The sequence below is a fragment of the Actinomyces oris genome, assembly GCF_001937445.1.
Lineage (GTDB): Bacteria > Actinomycetota > Actinomycetes > Actinomycetales > Actinomycetaceae > Actinomyces > Actinomyces acetigenes.
Genome location: NZ_MSKS01000006.1, coordinates 55,077 through 69,559 on the forward strand (window position 1 = coordinate 55,077; position 14,483 = coordinate 69,559).

Here is a 14,483-nt window from a genome sequence, read left to right on the forward strand (position 1 = left end):
CTACACTCGCCCTGATGAGCGAGCAGACTGAGCACACGGTGAACTCACCCACGGAGTCCTCCCAGCGCCCCGCTCCCCAGGAGATCCTGGGGCAGGCCGGTCGCCGTGGCCCCTTCCGCTACGGCGAACGCATCCAGGTCACCGACACCAAGGGCCGCAAGAACACCTTTCTGCTCGACCCCCACGGCTACTTCCAGTCCGTGCGCGGCTCCTTCCACCACCGAGACGTCGTCGGCATGGACGAGGGCAGCGTCATCGAGACCGACACCGGCCACGAGCTGCTCCTGCTGCGCCCGCTCCTGGCCGACTACGTCCTGTCCATGCCCCGCGGCGCGCAGGTGGTCTACCCCAAGGACTCCGGTCAGGTCATCGCCCTGGGCGACATCTTCCCCGGCGCCCGCGTCCTGGAGGCCGGCGTCGGCTCGGGGGCCCTCACCATGAACCTGCTCTCCGCCATCGGGGAGGGCGGCCACCTGCTGTCCATCGAGCGTCGTGAGGACTTCGCCCGGATCGCCGCCTCCAACGTCGACGCCTGGTTCGGCCGCCACCATCCCGCCTGGGAGCTGCGCACCGGGGACTTCGCCGACGTCGTCGCCGCCCGGGTGGAACCCGGCAGCATCGACCGGGTGGTCCTGGACATGCTCGCCCCCTGGGAGAACGTCGAGGCCGCTTCCCAAGCCCTGGCCCCGGGCGGACTCTTCCTGGCCTACGTGGCCACCGTCACCCAGCTCTCCCGCACCGTGGAGGCCCTGCGCCACAGCGGCCTGTTCACCGAGCCCGAGTCCTGGGAGTCCATGGTGCGCACCTGGAACGTCGACGGACTCGCCGTGCGCCCCGACCACCGCATGGTGGCGCACACCGGCTTCCTGCTGACCGCCCGTCGCATGGCCGCAGGCTCCCGGCCCCTGACCCGCAAGCGCCCGCCCGCCCGCGGCGCCTACGACGAGGGCGGCTACTGGCTGCCCGACGACGTCAAGGAGCGCACCAGCACCGACAAGAAGGTCCGCCGCGTTCTGCGTGACTGCCAGGCCAAGCAGCCCTCCGACGCCACACCCGTTCTCAGCGGGAGCGCGGACGACGACCAGGACGGCACTGACCATGTCTGAGACGACTGCCGCCGACGCCGGTACACCCCAGCCACTGGGGATGCCTGCTGCGGACTTCACCAGCCACCAGCTGCGTGAGGCCCGCGCCCAGGCCGTCAGCCTGGCGGCCAAGAACGAGCGCCTGGTGGCCGCTCTGGGCACCGCCCGCGAGCGCATCACCGAGCTCGGACAACAGCTCGACGCTGTCACTCACCCCCCGGTCACGCTGGGACTGCTCACCGGCCGTCCCCGCACAAGGGGCACCGTAGGTGACACTGACGACGCCGCCCGGCCCCGCGAGGTCGCCGTGAGCCTGTCCGGCCGCCAGATGCTCCTGCACGTCCACCCCGGCGTCGATGACACCGAGCTGCAGGTCGGGCGGCTCGTGGCCGTCAACGACCAGATGCTCGTCGTCGCCACCCTCCCCGAGCCGTGCACCGGTGAGGCCGTCACCCTGGAGGAGAGGCTCGATGACGCCCGGGTCCTGGTGACCACCGGCGCAGGAGGCACCCGGATCCTCACCCTGTCCTCGGCTCTTCGTCGCATCTCCGAGGCCGGCGAGGGGCTCAAACCCGGCGACACCCTGGCCGCCGACCTGCGCGCCGACGTCGCCACGACTCTCATCGAGCGCACCAGTGTCGAGCAGCTGGTCGTCGCCGAAACGCCCGACGTCTCCTGGTCGGACATCGGGGGTCTGGGCCCGCAGATCGAGCAGATCCGCGATGCTCTCGAGCTGCCCTTCACCCACCCCGAGCTGTTCCACGCCTACGGCCTGCGCGCCCCCAAGGGGCTGTTGCTCTACGGCCCGCCCGGCTGCGGCAAGACCCTCATCGCCAAGGCCGTGGCCACCTCGCTGGCCGGCTCTCCCAGCGCCTGCGGCGTCACAGGGCGCTCGGCGGCGTTCCTCAACATCAAGGGTCCTGAGCTGCTGAGCAAGTTCGTCGGTGAGACCGAGCGCCAGATCCGCGCCATCTTCGACCAGGCCCGCAAGGCCGCTGCCGAGGACCGGCCGGTGGTCATCTTCTTCGACGAGATGGAGGCCCTCTTCCGTACCCGCGGCACCGGCGTGTCCTCCGACGTCGAGACCATGATCGTGCCCCAGGTCCTGGCGGAGATCGACGGCGTGGAGTCCCTGCGCAACGTCGTCATCATCGGGGCCTCCAACCGGGAGGACATGATCGACCCCGCCATCCTGCGCCCCGGGCGCCTGGACGTGAAGATCCGCATCAACCGGCCCGATGCGGCCGCTGCCGAGGAGATCCTCGCCCGGCACCTCACCGCCGACCTGCCCCTGGCCCCGGCCGAGGTCGCGGCCCACGGGGGAGACCACGAGGCCACCGCCGCCTCCTTGCGCCGCGTCGTCGTCGAGGCCCTCTACGCCCGCAACGACGCCACCGCCGTCCTGGAGATCACCGAGGCCCACGCGGCCGGCGGCACCTCCACCCGCGTCCTTCACCTGGCCGACCTCACCAGCGGCGCCATGCTGGCCGCCATCGTCTCGCGCGCCAAGACCGCCTCCATCAAGGATGAGCTCGCCGGGGGAGCGGGCGGGCTGAGCGCAGCCAGGCTCCGCTTGGCCGTCGAGAGCGAGGCGCGGCAGAACGAGGAGATCACTGGCGCCACCACCCCCGAGGGGTGGGCCCGGCTCATCGGCACCCGCACCTCGCAGATCCTCAGCGTGCGCAGACTCGGCAAGGAGAGCACATGAACGACGTCGGCTTTCAGCCCGGCCCGGTGACGCGACCCGTCGGCCTGGAGACCGAGTTCGGGGTCCTGCGTCCGGGCGACGCCTACGCCAACCCCGTGGTCCTGTCCACCCGGGCGGTGGAGGCCTACAGCGTCGGCGCCGGTGTGCCCACGGCGCGGTGGGACTACGAGGGCGAGGATCCTCTGGCCGATCTGCGTGGCGGCAGGCTTCGGCGTTCCGCCGCCCACCCCAGCCAGCTCACCGACGACCCCGCACGCCCGGCGCCGTCAGGTGACGTTCCGCCGGCTCCCTGGGGGTCGCGCGCCCGCCCCAGTGCCGCCGAGGCGGCCCTGCCCCGGGCCACGACGGCGGTCCTGGTCAACGGCGCCCGCTTCTACGTGGATCACGCCCACCCCGAGTACTCCTCACCCGAGGTCCTCACCCCTCGCGACGCCCTGATCTGGGATCGTGCCGGTGAGGTGGTCGCCCGGCGCGCCATGAAGGCCCTGGATGAAGGTAGCGCCGATGCGCCGGCGCAGATCGTCCTGTACAAGAACAATGTGGACGGCAAGGGTGCGGCCTACGGTTCCCACGAGAACTACCTCGTGCGGCGCGACGTGCCCTTCGAGGCGCTGGCCGAGGTCCTCACCCCTTTCCTCGTCACCAGGCCCGTCCTCGTAGGCTCCGGCCGGGTCGGCATCGGACAGCGCAGTGAACGCCCCGGATTCCAGATCAGTCAGCGCGCCGACTACGTCGAGTCCGAGATCGGCCTGCAGACCACCTTCAACCGCCCCATCATCAACACCCGCGACGAGCCGCACGCCGACAACGCCCGCTGGCGCCGTCTTCACGTCATCAACGGGGACGCCAACCGCTTCGACGTTCCCATCTACCTCAAGATCGCCACCACCGACCTGCTCCTGTGGTTCCTGGAGCAGGCGTACACCGAGGGCTCCGACCGGTTCACGGAGGCTCTGACCCGTCTCAGGCGCCTGACCATCATCGGTGACCCCGTCGAGGAGCACTGGGCACTCTCTCACGACCCCACCCTCTCCCACGAGCTGCGCACCCAGTCCGGGTCCATGACCGCCCTGGCGATTCAACGCGCCTTCCTCGATGCCATCAGCCCAGCCGTCACACGTGTGGAAAACGCTCAGGCCCATCGCGCCCTGGCTCTGTGGAGGCAGGTCCTCGACGCTCTGGAGCAGTGGCGCCACGACGGAGCCGGCCCGGCCGCCCAGATGGTGGAGTGGGTCGCCAAGTACGAGCTCTGTGAGGGACTGCGCCGCAGGTCGGGAACCGGCTGGGACGATCCTCGTCTGGCGGCTCTCGACATCCAGTGGGCCGATCTGCGCCCGGGGCGATCCGTCGTCGACAGGCTCGACGCCGCCGGCAGGATCCACCGGTTGGCCTCCGAGGCAGAGATCCAGCGCGCGGCCGACACACCACCCGAGGGCACACGTGCCGCCATCCGGGGAGCCGCCATCCGCCGCCACCCGCAGATCGTGGGTGCCTCCTGGACCTGCCTCCTCCTCGACGTTCCGGGCGCCCCCGAGCTGGCGCGTCTGCGCCTGCCCGACGACGTGGTCGTCGGCCCCGATGAGACGGCGACCATCCTGGAGGAAATTGGTCGCCGGGCAGAACCTGAGAGACACTGAGCCTTGCAGCACGCTCACCAGCGGTGCGCAGCTGGGCAGGACGAGTGAAGGAGCAGCACATGACGCCGCAGCACGCCAGTCAGTCCCATGGGCAGGTCCGTCACGGCGGTGTCGAGACCACCGCAGCGGACACTGACCAGGCGATCAGCGCCGGGACATCGGCGTCGGCCGGGCAGGCCAGTGACGTTGACAGCATCCTCGATGAGATCGACTCGGTCATTGAGACCAACGCCGCAGCCTTCGTCCAGGGCTTCGTCCAGAAGGGCGGCCAGTGAGCATGAGTGGCTCACGGCCCTTGGCGCGGCGCATCATCGGGGTGGAGACCGAGTACGGCATCACCTGTGCCCCCACCACCGACGGCCCTCCTCCCATGGACGCCGACCACGCCGCTCGTGAGCTCTTCGATCCCGTGGTACAGCGCTCGCGCTCCTCGAACGTCTTCACTCGTGGGGGCGCTCGCCTCTACCTGGACGTGGGCTCCCACCCCGAGTTCGCCACCGCCGAGTGCGACCGCCTTGAGGACGTGCTCGCACAGGACCGCGCCGGTGAGCTCGTCATGGCCGATCTCGCCGAGCAGGCCAACACCCGCTTGGCCGCAACGGGCGTTGCCGGGCAGATCCACCTGCTGAAGAACAACCGCGATGCCGAGGGCAACGGCTTCGGGTGCCACGAGAACTACCTCGTGCGTCGTCGGGGAGACTTCTGGAACGATGCCCGCACTCTCGTACCCCACCTGGTGACCCGGCAGATCCTCGTCGGCGCCGGCCATATCGCGGCCGACGAGGACACCGGTCCAGCGGGTGACGGGATCAGGGGCTACGTCTTCTCCCAGCGGGCCGACCAGATGTGGGATGCCGTCTCCTCAGCCACGACCCGGGCCAGGCCGCTGATCAACACCCGGGACGAACCACATGCCGATGCCGAGCGCTACCGGCGCATGCATGTCATCGTCGGGGACTCCAACATCGCTCAGGGATCCACCCTGCTCAAGGTGGCGGGCATGGACCTGCTCCTGGACTACCTGGAGCACGGGGGAGACCTTGGCGACCTGGCCCTGGCCGATCCCATGAGGGCCATTCGCGACACCTGCCATGACATGAGTGGAGGGGTGCTGCTGGAGCGAGTCGACGGGCGGACCATCACGCCGTTGGAGATGCAGGCCGAGCACCTGGGACGTCTCCGCGATCACGTCGCACGGGACATCGAGGTCACTGCTCTCCACACTGCCGCACTGGATCTGTGGGAACGAGGACTCCAGGCCCTGCGCCTGCAGCAGCCCGAGCTCGTGGACACGGAGCTGGACTGGGCGGTCAAGCAGCGGCTGCTGACCCGTTACTGCCAGCGGCACGACACTGATCTGACCGATCCCCGGGTGAGGCGCTTGGCCCTGGCCTACCACGACGTCTCTGCCGGTGGGGGACTGCGACAGCGGCTGGAGGGTGCCGGGCTCCTGCGCCGATTCGTTGACGAAGAGACCTGCCGGAGGGCGGTGGACACCCCACCGGCCACCACGCGTGCGCGCCTACGGGGCGCGGTCGTTGCCAGGGCTGAGGACCTGCGCCGCGATGTGAGTGTCGACTGGGTGGGGGTTCGACTCGACGACGGCGTCTGCTCACCTGTTACGCTGAGTGATCCCTTCTGTGCCGTAGACGAGCGCATCGATGCACTCCTGGAGAGTATGGAGCGCCCGGCAACCGACCTTCCCATCGGGGTGTGAACAGTGAGGTTCACGGCACTGGTAAGGCGACAGACGGAAGACGCAACATGAGTACTACCTCCTCCCCGGATCCCGAAGTGGGCACGCCCCTGACACGGCGTCAGCGCCGTGCGCTCGAACGTGCTCAGCAGGCCCAGCAGGAGGCGGCGACCCAGGACCTGCCGGCACTGTCCCATCCTGCTGTTCAGACCCGCCCCGCCGGTACTGCGTCCCCCGGCACCCGACCCGCAACCGGCACGCCGGCGCCGCGCACTGAACTGCAACCGCAGCCTCAGCCACAGCCTCAGATACCGGGTAGCAGCCATGATCCTCGCGGCGCGCACATGCCGGCCGCACGAGCTGATCGACGCGATCTGCCTCATCAGCCTGGGCACCGGCACGACGAGGTGGTCACCGAAACCCAGGAGCCGGAACCGACGCAGCGGCGACGTACCCTGGGCGGCCCGCTGGGGCGCATGCCCAGGGGTCCTCTGGCGGTCGGCCTGATCGGTGTCGTCGTCCTTGCCATGATCCTGGTGCCGCTGGCCGTCAACAAGCTCGTCTCCGGAAGGAACGGTGCGGGCACCAGCACTGCGGCCCAGTCGACCGTGCTGGACGGCAACGCCCCCCTCAGCCAGCTGCTGAAGGTCAGCGGACGGGTCGGATCGGGGGTGGCGCCCTCCATCGAGCTGAACGGCGACGCCTCTCTGTCAGCTCCCGGCTCGGTACTGACCGACGTCGTCCAGACCGGGCAGGGGCGCGCTGTCTCCGAGGGAACGCCAGTGATCCTGCAGGTCTCGCAGTTCTCCGGTCTCAATGGGCGCAACACGACGGGTAACGAAGCGGGGTACAAGCTCTGGCAGGGCCTGCTCGGCCCCGACGTGGGCAACTACATCAACACAGCAGTCTCCGGCCAGCGCGAAGGCGCCCGTGTCGTCCTGCGCGAACCGGCCGAGGAGGACAACGGCTCCCGGACGACGAAGATCACCGTTGTCGACCTCCTGCCCACCACGGCAACGGGGGAGGCGAGGCAGCCGGCGGCAGGTACCCCCACCGTGACTGAGGGACCGGACGGCTCCATCACCGTCAGCAGCGCTGGACTACCTGCACCGACTCGAGTGTCCACAGAGATCCTCATCAAGGGCACCGGTCCCCAGATCGGTGCCCAGGACCGTCTGATCGCTCGGACCACGATGGTCAGCTGGGCCACGGGACAGCCCCTGGAGAAATCAACCTTTGGATACCAGGAGCGGCCCAAGCAGCTCGACATGAGCAACGCGCTGGTGGGAGTCTCCCAGAACCTGGTTGATATCACGGTCGGCTCCCGGGTGGTCCTCTCACTGCCCGCTGAGCAGGCGCAGGGCAAGGAACCAGTCGTCGTCGTGATCGACGTCCTGGCCAAGGACCCCGCCCAGGCTCCCAAAGCATCCGGGGCTCATGCGAGCAGTGAGTCGAGCGCCGCCCCTGACTCCTCCGCCGGCCCAACATCCAAGGACCAGTCATGAGCGTTGCCATCCGCATCATTCCCTGCCTGGACGTCAAGGACGGTCGTGTCGTCAAAGGCGTCAACTTCCAGGGTCTCAAGGACGCCGGAGACCCCGTGGAGCTGGCCTCCCGCTACGGCGCTCAGGGGGCCGATGAGATCACCTTCCTCGACGTCTCAGCCTCGCACGAGGGACGTTCCACCATGTTGGACGTGGTCCGCCGTACTGCCGAGCAGGTCTTCGTTCCACTGACCGTCGGCGGGGGAGTGCGCTCAGTCGATGACGTGGACCAGCTGCTGCGGGCCGGGGCGGACAAAGTCGGTATCAACACCGCGGCCATCAACCGTCCCGAGCTGTTGACGGAGGTAGCACAGCGTTTCGGCAACCAGGTGGTCGTCCTGTCCGTGGATGCGCGTCGGTGCCCCTCCGGTGTCTCAACGGCCTCCGGCTTCGAGGTCACCACGCACGGAGGGCGGACCTCCACCGGCATCGACGCAGTCGCCTGGGCGGTTCAAGGAGCAGAGCTCGGCGCCGGTGAGATTCTCCTGAACTCCATGGACGCCGACGGAGTCACCAAAGGATTCGACACCGAGATGATCGACGCCGTTCGTCGACGGGTCCGGGTGCCACTCATCGCCTCCGGCGGTGCCGGATGCCCACAGGACTTCGTCACAGCCGCCAACCACGGTGCCGACGCCGTTCTGGCAGCCTCAGTGTTCCACTACGGAGTGATGACCATCGCTGAGGCCAAGAATGCCCTGCGAGACGCAGACCACCCGGTTCGTTAAAAACTGTGGGAGACTGAGCGGTGGGTGAGGTGCCGGTGCGCTGCCCGTTCCTGAAGGTGCCTGTGTGGCTGAGTCCGAGGAGAGTGCGTGAGCCATTTCTATTACAACGAGCCCAGCTATCCCAGTTATCCAAGTGGCGGGAATGCTTGGAGGAACCCAGGCAGTGAGAGGAACTACTTGGGGAGCTGGTCTCTTGGTCTGGGGATTGCGAGTATTTTCTGCTGCGGAATCATTTTTGGGGTCATCGCGATCGTTTTGGGGCTGCAAGCCCAGGCGGCGGCAGATCGCGGTGAGGCCACTAATCGAGGCGCAGGAACCGCTGGAATTGTCCTGGGGGTTATCGGGTTCTGTGCTACCTTGATTTATCTACTTGTGAGGGTGGGACTCAGGTGAGAGGTGGCGGCCCAGGCCGGATACCGGCGCTGCGCTGAGGTGGCGCCGCCAGGCGGCTCGATTTGCGTGCTGCGTGAGTCCTGTTATACTTCAGCAACATACTGAACATCATCGAACCCTATCTACACGGAGAGATGCTATGAGTAACATGGGCCCGTACCCCGGCGGTCAGTACAATCCGCAGCCCGGAGGATATGTCCCTGGTGGATTTGGTCCTCGCCCTGATGAGAAGAATTCGTTGGGAGGGTGGGCGCTTGGTCTTGGTATCGCCAGTTTTGTCTGCTGTGGTATCTTGACTGGTATTCCTGCAATAATCGTGGGTTTTCTGGGTATGCAAGCAGCGAACGAGGGGCGTGCCACCAATAAGGGGATGTCCATTGCCGGTATCGCCTTGGGTGTTCTCTCTATTGTGCTGGCGATCGTCTTCTACGCCACTGGTCTGAATGAACGACTCATGAGCGGATTCCGGTCCTAGGTCCTCGTCTGTCGTCTCCGCTCCGTTGTGCAGGGACTTCGTTAATTGCCTGCACAACGGAGCAAGGACTGTGTGGCATGAACGTCGAGAATGATGGGGTGTTCTCCCCGTTGAGATGAGGTCGTTTCCAGGGATGTGATATGTGTGCTCGTGTAGGTTGAGTGCTGCGCTTCGCCCCAGGGGAGGAATAATGAGTGAATTGAATCCTTACCAAGCAGATCCTTATCATCAAGGGGCTGCTGGTTCTCCTTATCCCTATCCTTCTGACTCCAATGCTGCCTCCCAGTCCGCTTCGGGCATGTCGTCGACCCAGAACGGTTACTACAGCGCGAACGACCTTGGCGATCAGTCGCTCCTTTTCCCGACGGCACCGGGAGGCCAGGTGATCCCTTATTCAGGGTTCGGCCAGCAGCCCTACAATCAGACCTACGGGGAGCCCTACAGTCAGCAGTACCCCTACCCATCTCCTTCTTACGGCCCGTATCCGCCATATGGTCAAGGTTCGTACTGGGGGGCACCTTACGATCCGCGTCGGCATGAGGCCAATGCCCTCGGTGGGTGGGCGCTCGGGCTCGGTATCGCGAGTATCTTTGCGAACTGCTTATCTTTCGGCCTGATCTTGGGCATACCGGCGATCGTCGTCGGAGTGCTGGGCGTGGGTGCCGCCAATGAGGGGCGTGCTTCGAACAAGGGACTGTCGATAGCCGGAGTGGTGACAGGCACCATTGGTACTATCATCAGTGCTGGCTCCCTTATTCTGCTCATGGTGATGTTGCTTCAATGAACTGTATGTCTGAAGACTGCTGCGCGAATGCCTCGAAGAAGCTCGAGCGCTCCGGTGGGCGCGCGGGATCCGGAAGGTGGATCGGACTGGGGCTTCTGATGGTTCTGTCCACCCTGCCGGGTGGCCTCATCGTGCTTCGCGCACTGACTCTGCCCCGCAGCTCTCCAGGGCTTCCCGACCTCTGCCCGCTTCACCGCACCACAGGGCTGTGGTGCCCGCTGTGCGGAGGCACCAGGGCGACTCGCGAGCTCATACACGGCGACCTGCGGGCCGCCATGGGCTACAACCCCTTTGCGCTCGTGCTGGAGGCGGTGGTCGTTCTTCTGGTGGCGCGCTGGTTGCTCGCATCCGCCCGAGGCCTGCGACGACCGCTCGTCACCGGTAGGGAGGGCATCCTTCTCGGGGCGGCGCTGGCCGTTTTCGCGGTTGTGCGCAACCTGCCGGGCATGTGGGTCTACCTCGGCCCGCTGCTCGGCCCTCCGGGCTGAGCAGCACCTGGCGTGCATAATGCGGTTGTGACTCTCGATTCCCAGATCTCTGCGCGTCTGAAGCGCAACGCAGACGGCCTGGTCTGCGCCGTCGTCCAGCAGTACGACTCACGTGAGGTCCTCATGGTGGGGTGGATGGACGATGAGGCGCTCCGGCGCACCCTGGAAGAGGGGCGAGTGACCTTCTGGTCGCGGTCCCGCCGTGAGTACTGGCGCAAGGGGGACACGTCCGGACACGCCCAGTACGTCAAGTCCGTTCATCTGGACTGCGACGGCGACGCCCTCCTGATCGAGGTCGATCAGGTCGGAGCCGCCTGCCACACCGGCGAGCGCACCTGCTTCCTGGCCGGCGGCGATCTGGGCGCGTACGTAGGAGAGCGCCCCGACTGATCACTCCTCGGGCAGCGCGGTTTAGCGATTTGCAACAGACGGCCTCGGACCGTCACGATGGATACGAACAGGCGCTCTTCCAGAGCGCCGGCAGGCGACATCGGGGAGGTGTGTGATGACCTCGTTCGAGGCGATGGTGGCCGGGGCCAAGGCGGCCGCCGACCGTCGCGCTTCGCTGGTTCCCCTGGCCTGCCTGCGAGAGGCCTCCCGCCTGGTTCCCGGCGCCATCAACGCCCTGTCCAGCCTGCGTACCGATGATCGCGCGGTCACGGTGATCGCTGAGGTCAAGCGCTCCACGGCCACGTTCGCGGACCTCAGCGGCGTTGGGGATCCGGGGATGCTGGCCTGCTTCTACGCCGCAGGCGGTGCCGCCTGCGTCTCAGTGGTCACCGGGCCGAGCACCACGCGAGGCTCCCTCAAGGATCTGGACGCCGTCAGGGCCTCCGTGGATCTTCCCATCCTCGCCAACGACCTGGTGGTCACGCCCTACCAGGTGCACGAGGCCCGGGCTCACGGTGCCGATCTACTCATGCTCGACGCCCGCCTTGAGACCCTGGTGCTCGAAGGACTCATCGAGAGGGTCCACTCCCTGGGGATGGGCGCCGTCGTCGAGGTCCGTACCCGCCGCGAGGCGCTGACCGCGGTCGATGCAGGGGCCTGCATCGTGGCCATCGACACCCGCGATCCCGACACCCTGGTCGTCGACTGCAGCCTGTTCGATCAGGTCACTGACGTTCTGCCGACGCAGGTCGTGCGGATCGCTGCCGGAGGCGTCAGAGGTCCGCACGATGTCATGAGCTTGGCGCGCTGCGGCGCCGATGTCGTCCTCGTCGGTGAGGCCATCATCCGCTCCACCGACCCCCAGCAGTTCGTTGCCGAGCTGGTCGCCGCCGGCGCCCACCCGGCACTGATCCCCTCCGCCCATCGAGAGGTTCTCTGAGTGCCTGTCGCCACCCTTTCCGCCATGATGCCAACAATGCCAACGATGTCGGCGATGCCGTTCACGGCCGTGCCGACCGCAGGCATACCGAGCCCGTCCTCGGCCGTGTGGTACCTCGGCCCCATCCCGGTGAGGGCCTACGCGTTGTGCATCCTCACCGGGGTCTTCGTGGCCGTGTGGTGGTCGGATCGGCGCTACCGGGCCCGGGGAGGCCGGCCGGAGCTGGTCCTCGACGTCGCCATCGTGGCCGTGCCGGCTGGAATCGTGGGTGCCCGGCTCTACCACGTGGTCTCCTCGCCCGACGACTACTTCGGCCCCAACGGCGACCTAGCCCGTATCCCGCAGACATGGCAGGGAGGCCTGGGAATCTGGGGAGGCATCGCCGGCGGGGTCCTGGCCGGGGTGCTCCTTCTGCGTCATCGCGGCCTGCGGGTGGCTCCCTTAGCCGACGCCGTCGCCCCGACGCTGCTGGTCGCTCAGGCGATCGGCCGACTGGGCAACTGGTTCAACCAGGAGCTCTACGGCTCCCCGACGACGCTGCCCTGGGGACTGCGGATCGACGACGCCCACCTGCCTGCGGGTTCCACCTACCCGCCGGGGACCCTGTTTCATCCGACCTTCCTCTATGAGGCCCTGTGGAACCTGGCTGGGGCGGTCCTCCTGGTGTGGATCGGCAGAAGGATGCTCGCCCGCAGCGGGGTCACGGGCGGGAGACTGCTGTGGATCTACCTCATGATCTACACCGCCGGCCGCGTGTGGATCGAGATGCTGCGCATCGACGAGGCGGAGACGATCCTCGGCCTGAGACTGAACGTGTGGACCTCCATCGTTATCTTCCTCGTCGGCGCCATCGGACTGATCCTCACCTCCCGGCGCCCCCTGAGCGACGCCATTGACAGGCCGGGGCGCGAGGCAAGGAAGGATCGCTTACAGGGCCGGGAGGACGACTCCGCCGAGCACGACTCGCCTGACGACGCCTCACCGGCAGAACCCGCCGCTGCGGCGTCGGCCCGCCCGGACCAGGCAGATTCGTAGGGACCGAATCGGGGACCCGCCCGCCACGCCGCCGGAAGGCAACCGGGTGAGGATGGTCGCAACCTGACAAGTGACGAGATTCCTCCTCGTGCACAGGGCCCGGTGTCCCGTATTCTTAGCCCATGCGTAGAGCCAAGATCGTATGTACCCTCGGACCCGCTACTGATTCTCCCGAGCAGGTGCAAGCGCTCGTGGACGCCGGCATGAACGTGGCGCGCATCAACCGCTCCCACGGCCGCGCCGAGGACCAGGAGGAGGTCATCGGCCGCATCCGTGAGGCCGCAGCTGCTTCCGGTCGCGCCATCGCCGTCCTCGTCGATCTCCAGGGCCCCAAGATCCGCTTGGGGCGGTTCGTGGACGACCAGAAGGTCATGCTCAACAAGGGCGACGAGTTCACCATCACCATCGATGACGTCCTGGGCACTGTCAAGCGCGCCTCCACCACCTTCAAGGGGCTTCCCGGCGACTGCCGCCCCGGTGACCGTCTCCTCATTGACGACGGCAACGTCGCGGTGCGCGTCGTGGCCGTTACCGACACCGATGTCGTCACCAAGGTCGAGGTGCCCGGTTACGTCTCCAACAACAAGGGCATCAACCTGCCCGGTGTCGCCGTCTCCGTGCCGGCCCTCAGCGAGAAGGACCGCGAGGACCTGCGCTGGGCACTCAAGATCGGTGCCGACCTCATCGCCCTGTCCTTCGTGCGCGACGCCGATGACATCAAGGACGTCCACGAGATCATGGACGAGGTCGGCGTACGCCTCCCGGTCATCGCCAAGATCGAGAAGCCCCAGGCAGTGGAGAACCTCTTCGACATCGTCTCCACCTTCGACGGCATCATGGTGGCCCGTGGTGACCTCGGTGTGGAGATGCCCCTGGAGGCCGTCCCGCTGGTGCAGAAGCGCGCCATTGAGCTGGCTCGCAGGCAGGCCAAACCGGTCATCGTGGCCACCCAGGTCCTGGAGTCCATGATCCAGAACCCGCGGCCCACGCGGGCCGAGGCCTCCGACTGCGCCAACGCGATTCTCGACGGCGCCGACGCCGTCATGCTCTCCGGTGAGACCTCCGTGGGCGCCTACCCCATCGAGGCTGTGCGCACCATGGCCAGCATCATCGAGAACGTCGAGGAGCACGGAGGGGAGCGCATCCCCAGCCTGGGCTCCTACCCGCAGACGCGCGGTGGCGCCCTGACCCGCGCCGCCGCAGAGATGGGCGAGCATCTCGATGTCACCTACCTGGTGACCTTCACCCAGTCCGGTGACACCGCCCGACGCCTGTCGCGTCTGCGCTCTCCGCTTCCGCTGCTGGCCTTCACCCCGCTGCACGAGACCCGTAACCAGCTCGCCGTCTCCTGGGGCGTGCAGTGCTACGAGGTGCCCGAGGTCCAGCACACTGACGAGATGGTGGCCCAGGTCGATGAGATCCTTCAGGACAAGCACCTGGCCCAGCCCGGGGATACCATCGTCATCGTGGCCGGCATGCCTCCGGGCACGCCCGGCTCGACCAACTCGATCCGTGTCCACACCGTCGGCGAGACAGGCGACTACAAAATCTGAGCACCGTGAACTGAAGGGGGCTCCCAC

General features: G+C 67.3%; 15 protein-coding genes. All 15 read left to right on the forward strand.

Annotation, left to right across the window (positions count from 1 at the left end; genetic code table 11):
- Window positions 1-14 precede the first annotated feature (14 nt).
- The 15 genes from BKH20_RS01650 (at window position 15) to pyk (ending at window position 14,456) form a co-directional block, all read left to right on the forward strand.
- A complete protein-coding gene (locus BKH20_RS01650; protein WP_075389678.1) occupies window positions 15-1,106 on the forward strand; it encodes a tRNA (adenine-N1)-methyltransferase in 1,092 nt (363 codons plus the stop codon).
- Window positions 1,099-2,793 (forward strand): proteasome ATPase, encoded by a 1,695-nt coding sequence (arc, locus tag BKH20_RS01655; protein WP_075389679.1) that lies wholly within the window; start codon window positions 1,099-1,101, stop codon window positions 2,791-2,793. Before BKH20_RS01650 ends, arc begins: the two co-directional genes overlap by 8 nt.
- Window positions 2,790-4,430: a depupylase/deamidase Dop gene (gene dop, locus BKH20_RS01660; RefSeq protein ID WP_075389680.1), complete on the forward strand. Its 1,641-nt coding sequence runs from the start codon at window positions 2,790-2,792 to the stop codon at window positions 4,428-4,430. Before arc ends, dop begins: the two co-directional genes overlap by 4 nt.
- A 59-nt stretch (window positions 4,431-4,489) precedes the next feature.
- Window positions 4,490-4,705, forward strand: coding sequence for a ubiquitin-like protein Pup (locus tag BKH20_RS01665; RefSeq protein WP_075372599.1), 216 nt, complete (start codon window positions 4,490-4,492; stop codon window positions 4,703-4,705).
- Between the two features lie 2 nt (window positions 4,706-4,707).
- On the forward strand, window positions 4,708-6,147 hold the full coding sequence (gene pafA / locus BKH20_RS01670; protein ID WP_143224926.1) for a Pup--protein ligase: 1,440 nt from the start codon (window positions 4,708-4,710) through the stop codon (window positions 6,145-6,147).
- Between the two features lie 455 nt (window positions 6,148-6,602).
- Window positions 6,603-7,631, forward strand: a complete 1,029-nt coding sequence (locus BKH20_RS01675; protein WP_075389750.1) for a hypothetical protein — start codon at window positions 6,603-6,605, stop codon at window positions 7,629-7,631.
- Window positions 7,628-8,398 carry an imidazole glycerol phosphate synthase subunit HisF gene (gene hisF, locus BKH20_RS01680; RefSeq protein ID WP_075389682.1) on the forward strand — a complete coding sequence of 257 codons (771 nt, stop codon included), beginning with the start codon at window positions 7,628-7,630 and terminating at the stop codon, window positions 8,396-8,398. Before BKH20_RS01675 ends, hisF begins: the two co-directional genes overlap by 4 nt.
- Window positions 8,399-8,485: 87 nt before the next feature.
- Window positions 8,486-8,791 (forward strand): DUF4190 domain-containing protein, encoded by a 306-nt coding sequence (locus BKH20_RS01685; protein ID WP_075389683.1) that lies wholly within the window; start codon window positions 8,486-8,488, stop codon window positions 8,789-8,791.
- A gap of 139 nt (window positions 8,792-8,930) precedes the next feature.
- Window positions 8,931-9,266 carry a DUF4190 domain-containing protein gene (locus BKH20_RS01690; protein ID WP_178388535.1) on the forward strand — a complete coding sequence of 112 codons (336 nt, stop codon included), beginning with the start codon at window positions 8,931-8,933 and terminating at the stop codon, window positions 9,264-9,266.
- Window positions 9,267-9,456: 190 nt separating this feature from the next.
- The gene (locus tag BKH20_RS01695; RefSeq protein WP_256692977.1) at window positions 9,457-10,050 is read left to right on the forward strand and encodes a DUF4190 domain-containing protein; all 594 of its coding nucleotides are present in this window, start codon (window positions 9,457-9,459) and stop codon (window positions 10,048-10,050) included.
- A 98-nt stretch (window positions 10,051-10,148) separates the two neighbouring features.
- Window positions 10,149-10,538: a DUF2752 domain-containing protein gene (locus BKH20_RS01700; RefSeq protein ID WP_075389753.1), complete on the forward strand. Its 390-nt coding sequence runs from the start codon at window positions 10,149-10,151 to the stop codon at window positions 10,536-10,538.
- 27 nt (window positions 10,539-10,565) lie between these two features.
- On the forward strand, window positions 10,566-10,928 hold the full coding sequence (hisI, locus tag BKH20_RS01705; protein ID WP_176747136.1) for a phosphoribosyl-AMP cyclohydrolase: 363 nt from the start codon (window positions 10,566-10,568) through the stop codon (window positions 10,926-10,928).
- Between the two features lie 115 nt (window positions 10,929-11,043).
- On the forward strand, window positions 11,044-11,868 hold the full coding sequence (locus tag BKH20_RS01710; protein WP_075389684.1) for an indole-3-glycerol phosphate synthase TrpC: 825 nt from the start codon (window positions 11,044-11,046) through the stop codon (window positions 11,866-11,868).
- 36 nt (window positions 11,869-11,904) lie between these two features.
- Window positions 11,905-12,903 (forward strand): prolipoprotein diacylglyceryl transferase, encoded by a 999-nt coding sequence (gene lgt, locus BKH20_RS01715; protein WP_081381557.1) that lies wholly within the window; start codon window positions 11,905-11,907, stop codon window positions 12,901-12,903.
- A 122-nt stretch (window positions 12,904-13,025) separates the two neighbouring features.
- Window positions 13,026-14,456: a pyruvate kinase gene (gene pyk / locus BKH20_RS01720; protein ID WP_075389685.1), complete on the forward strand. Its 1,431-nt coding sequence runs from the start codon at window positions 13,026-13,028 to the stop codon at window positions 14,454-14,456.
- Window positions 14,457-14,483 lie beyond the last annotated feature (27 nt).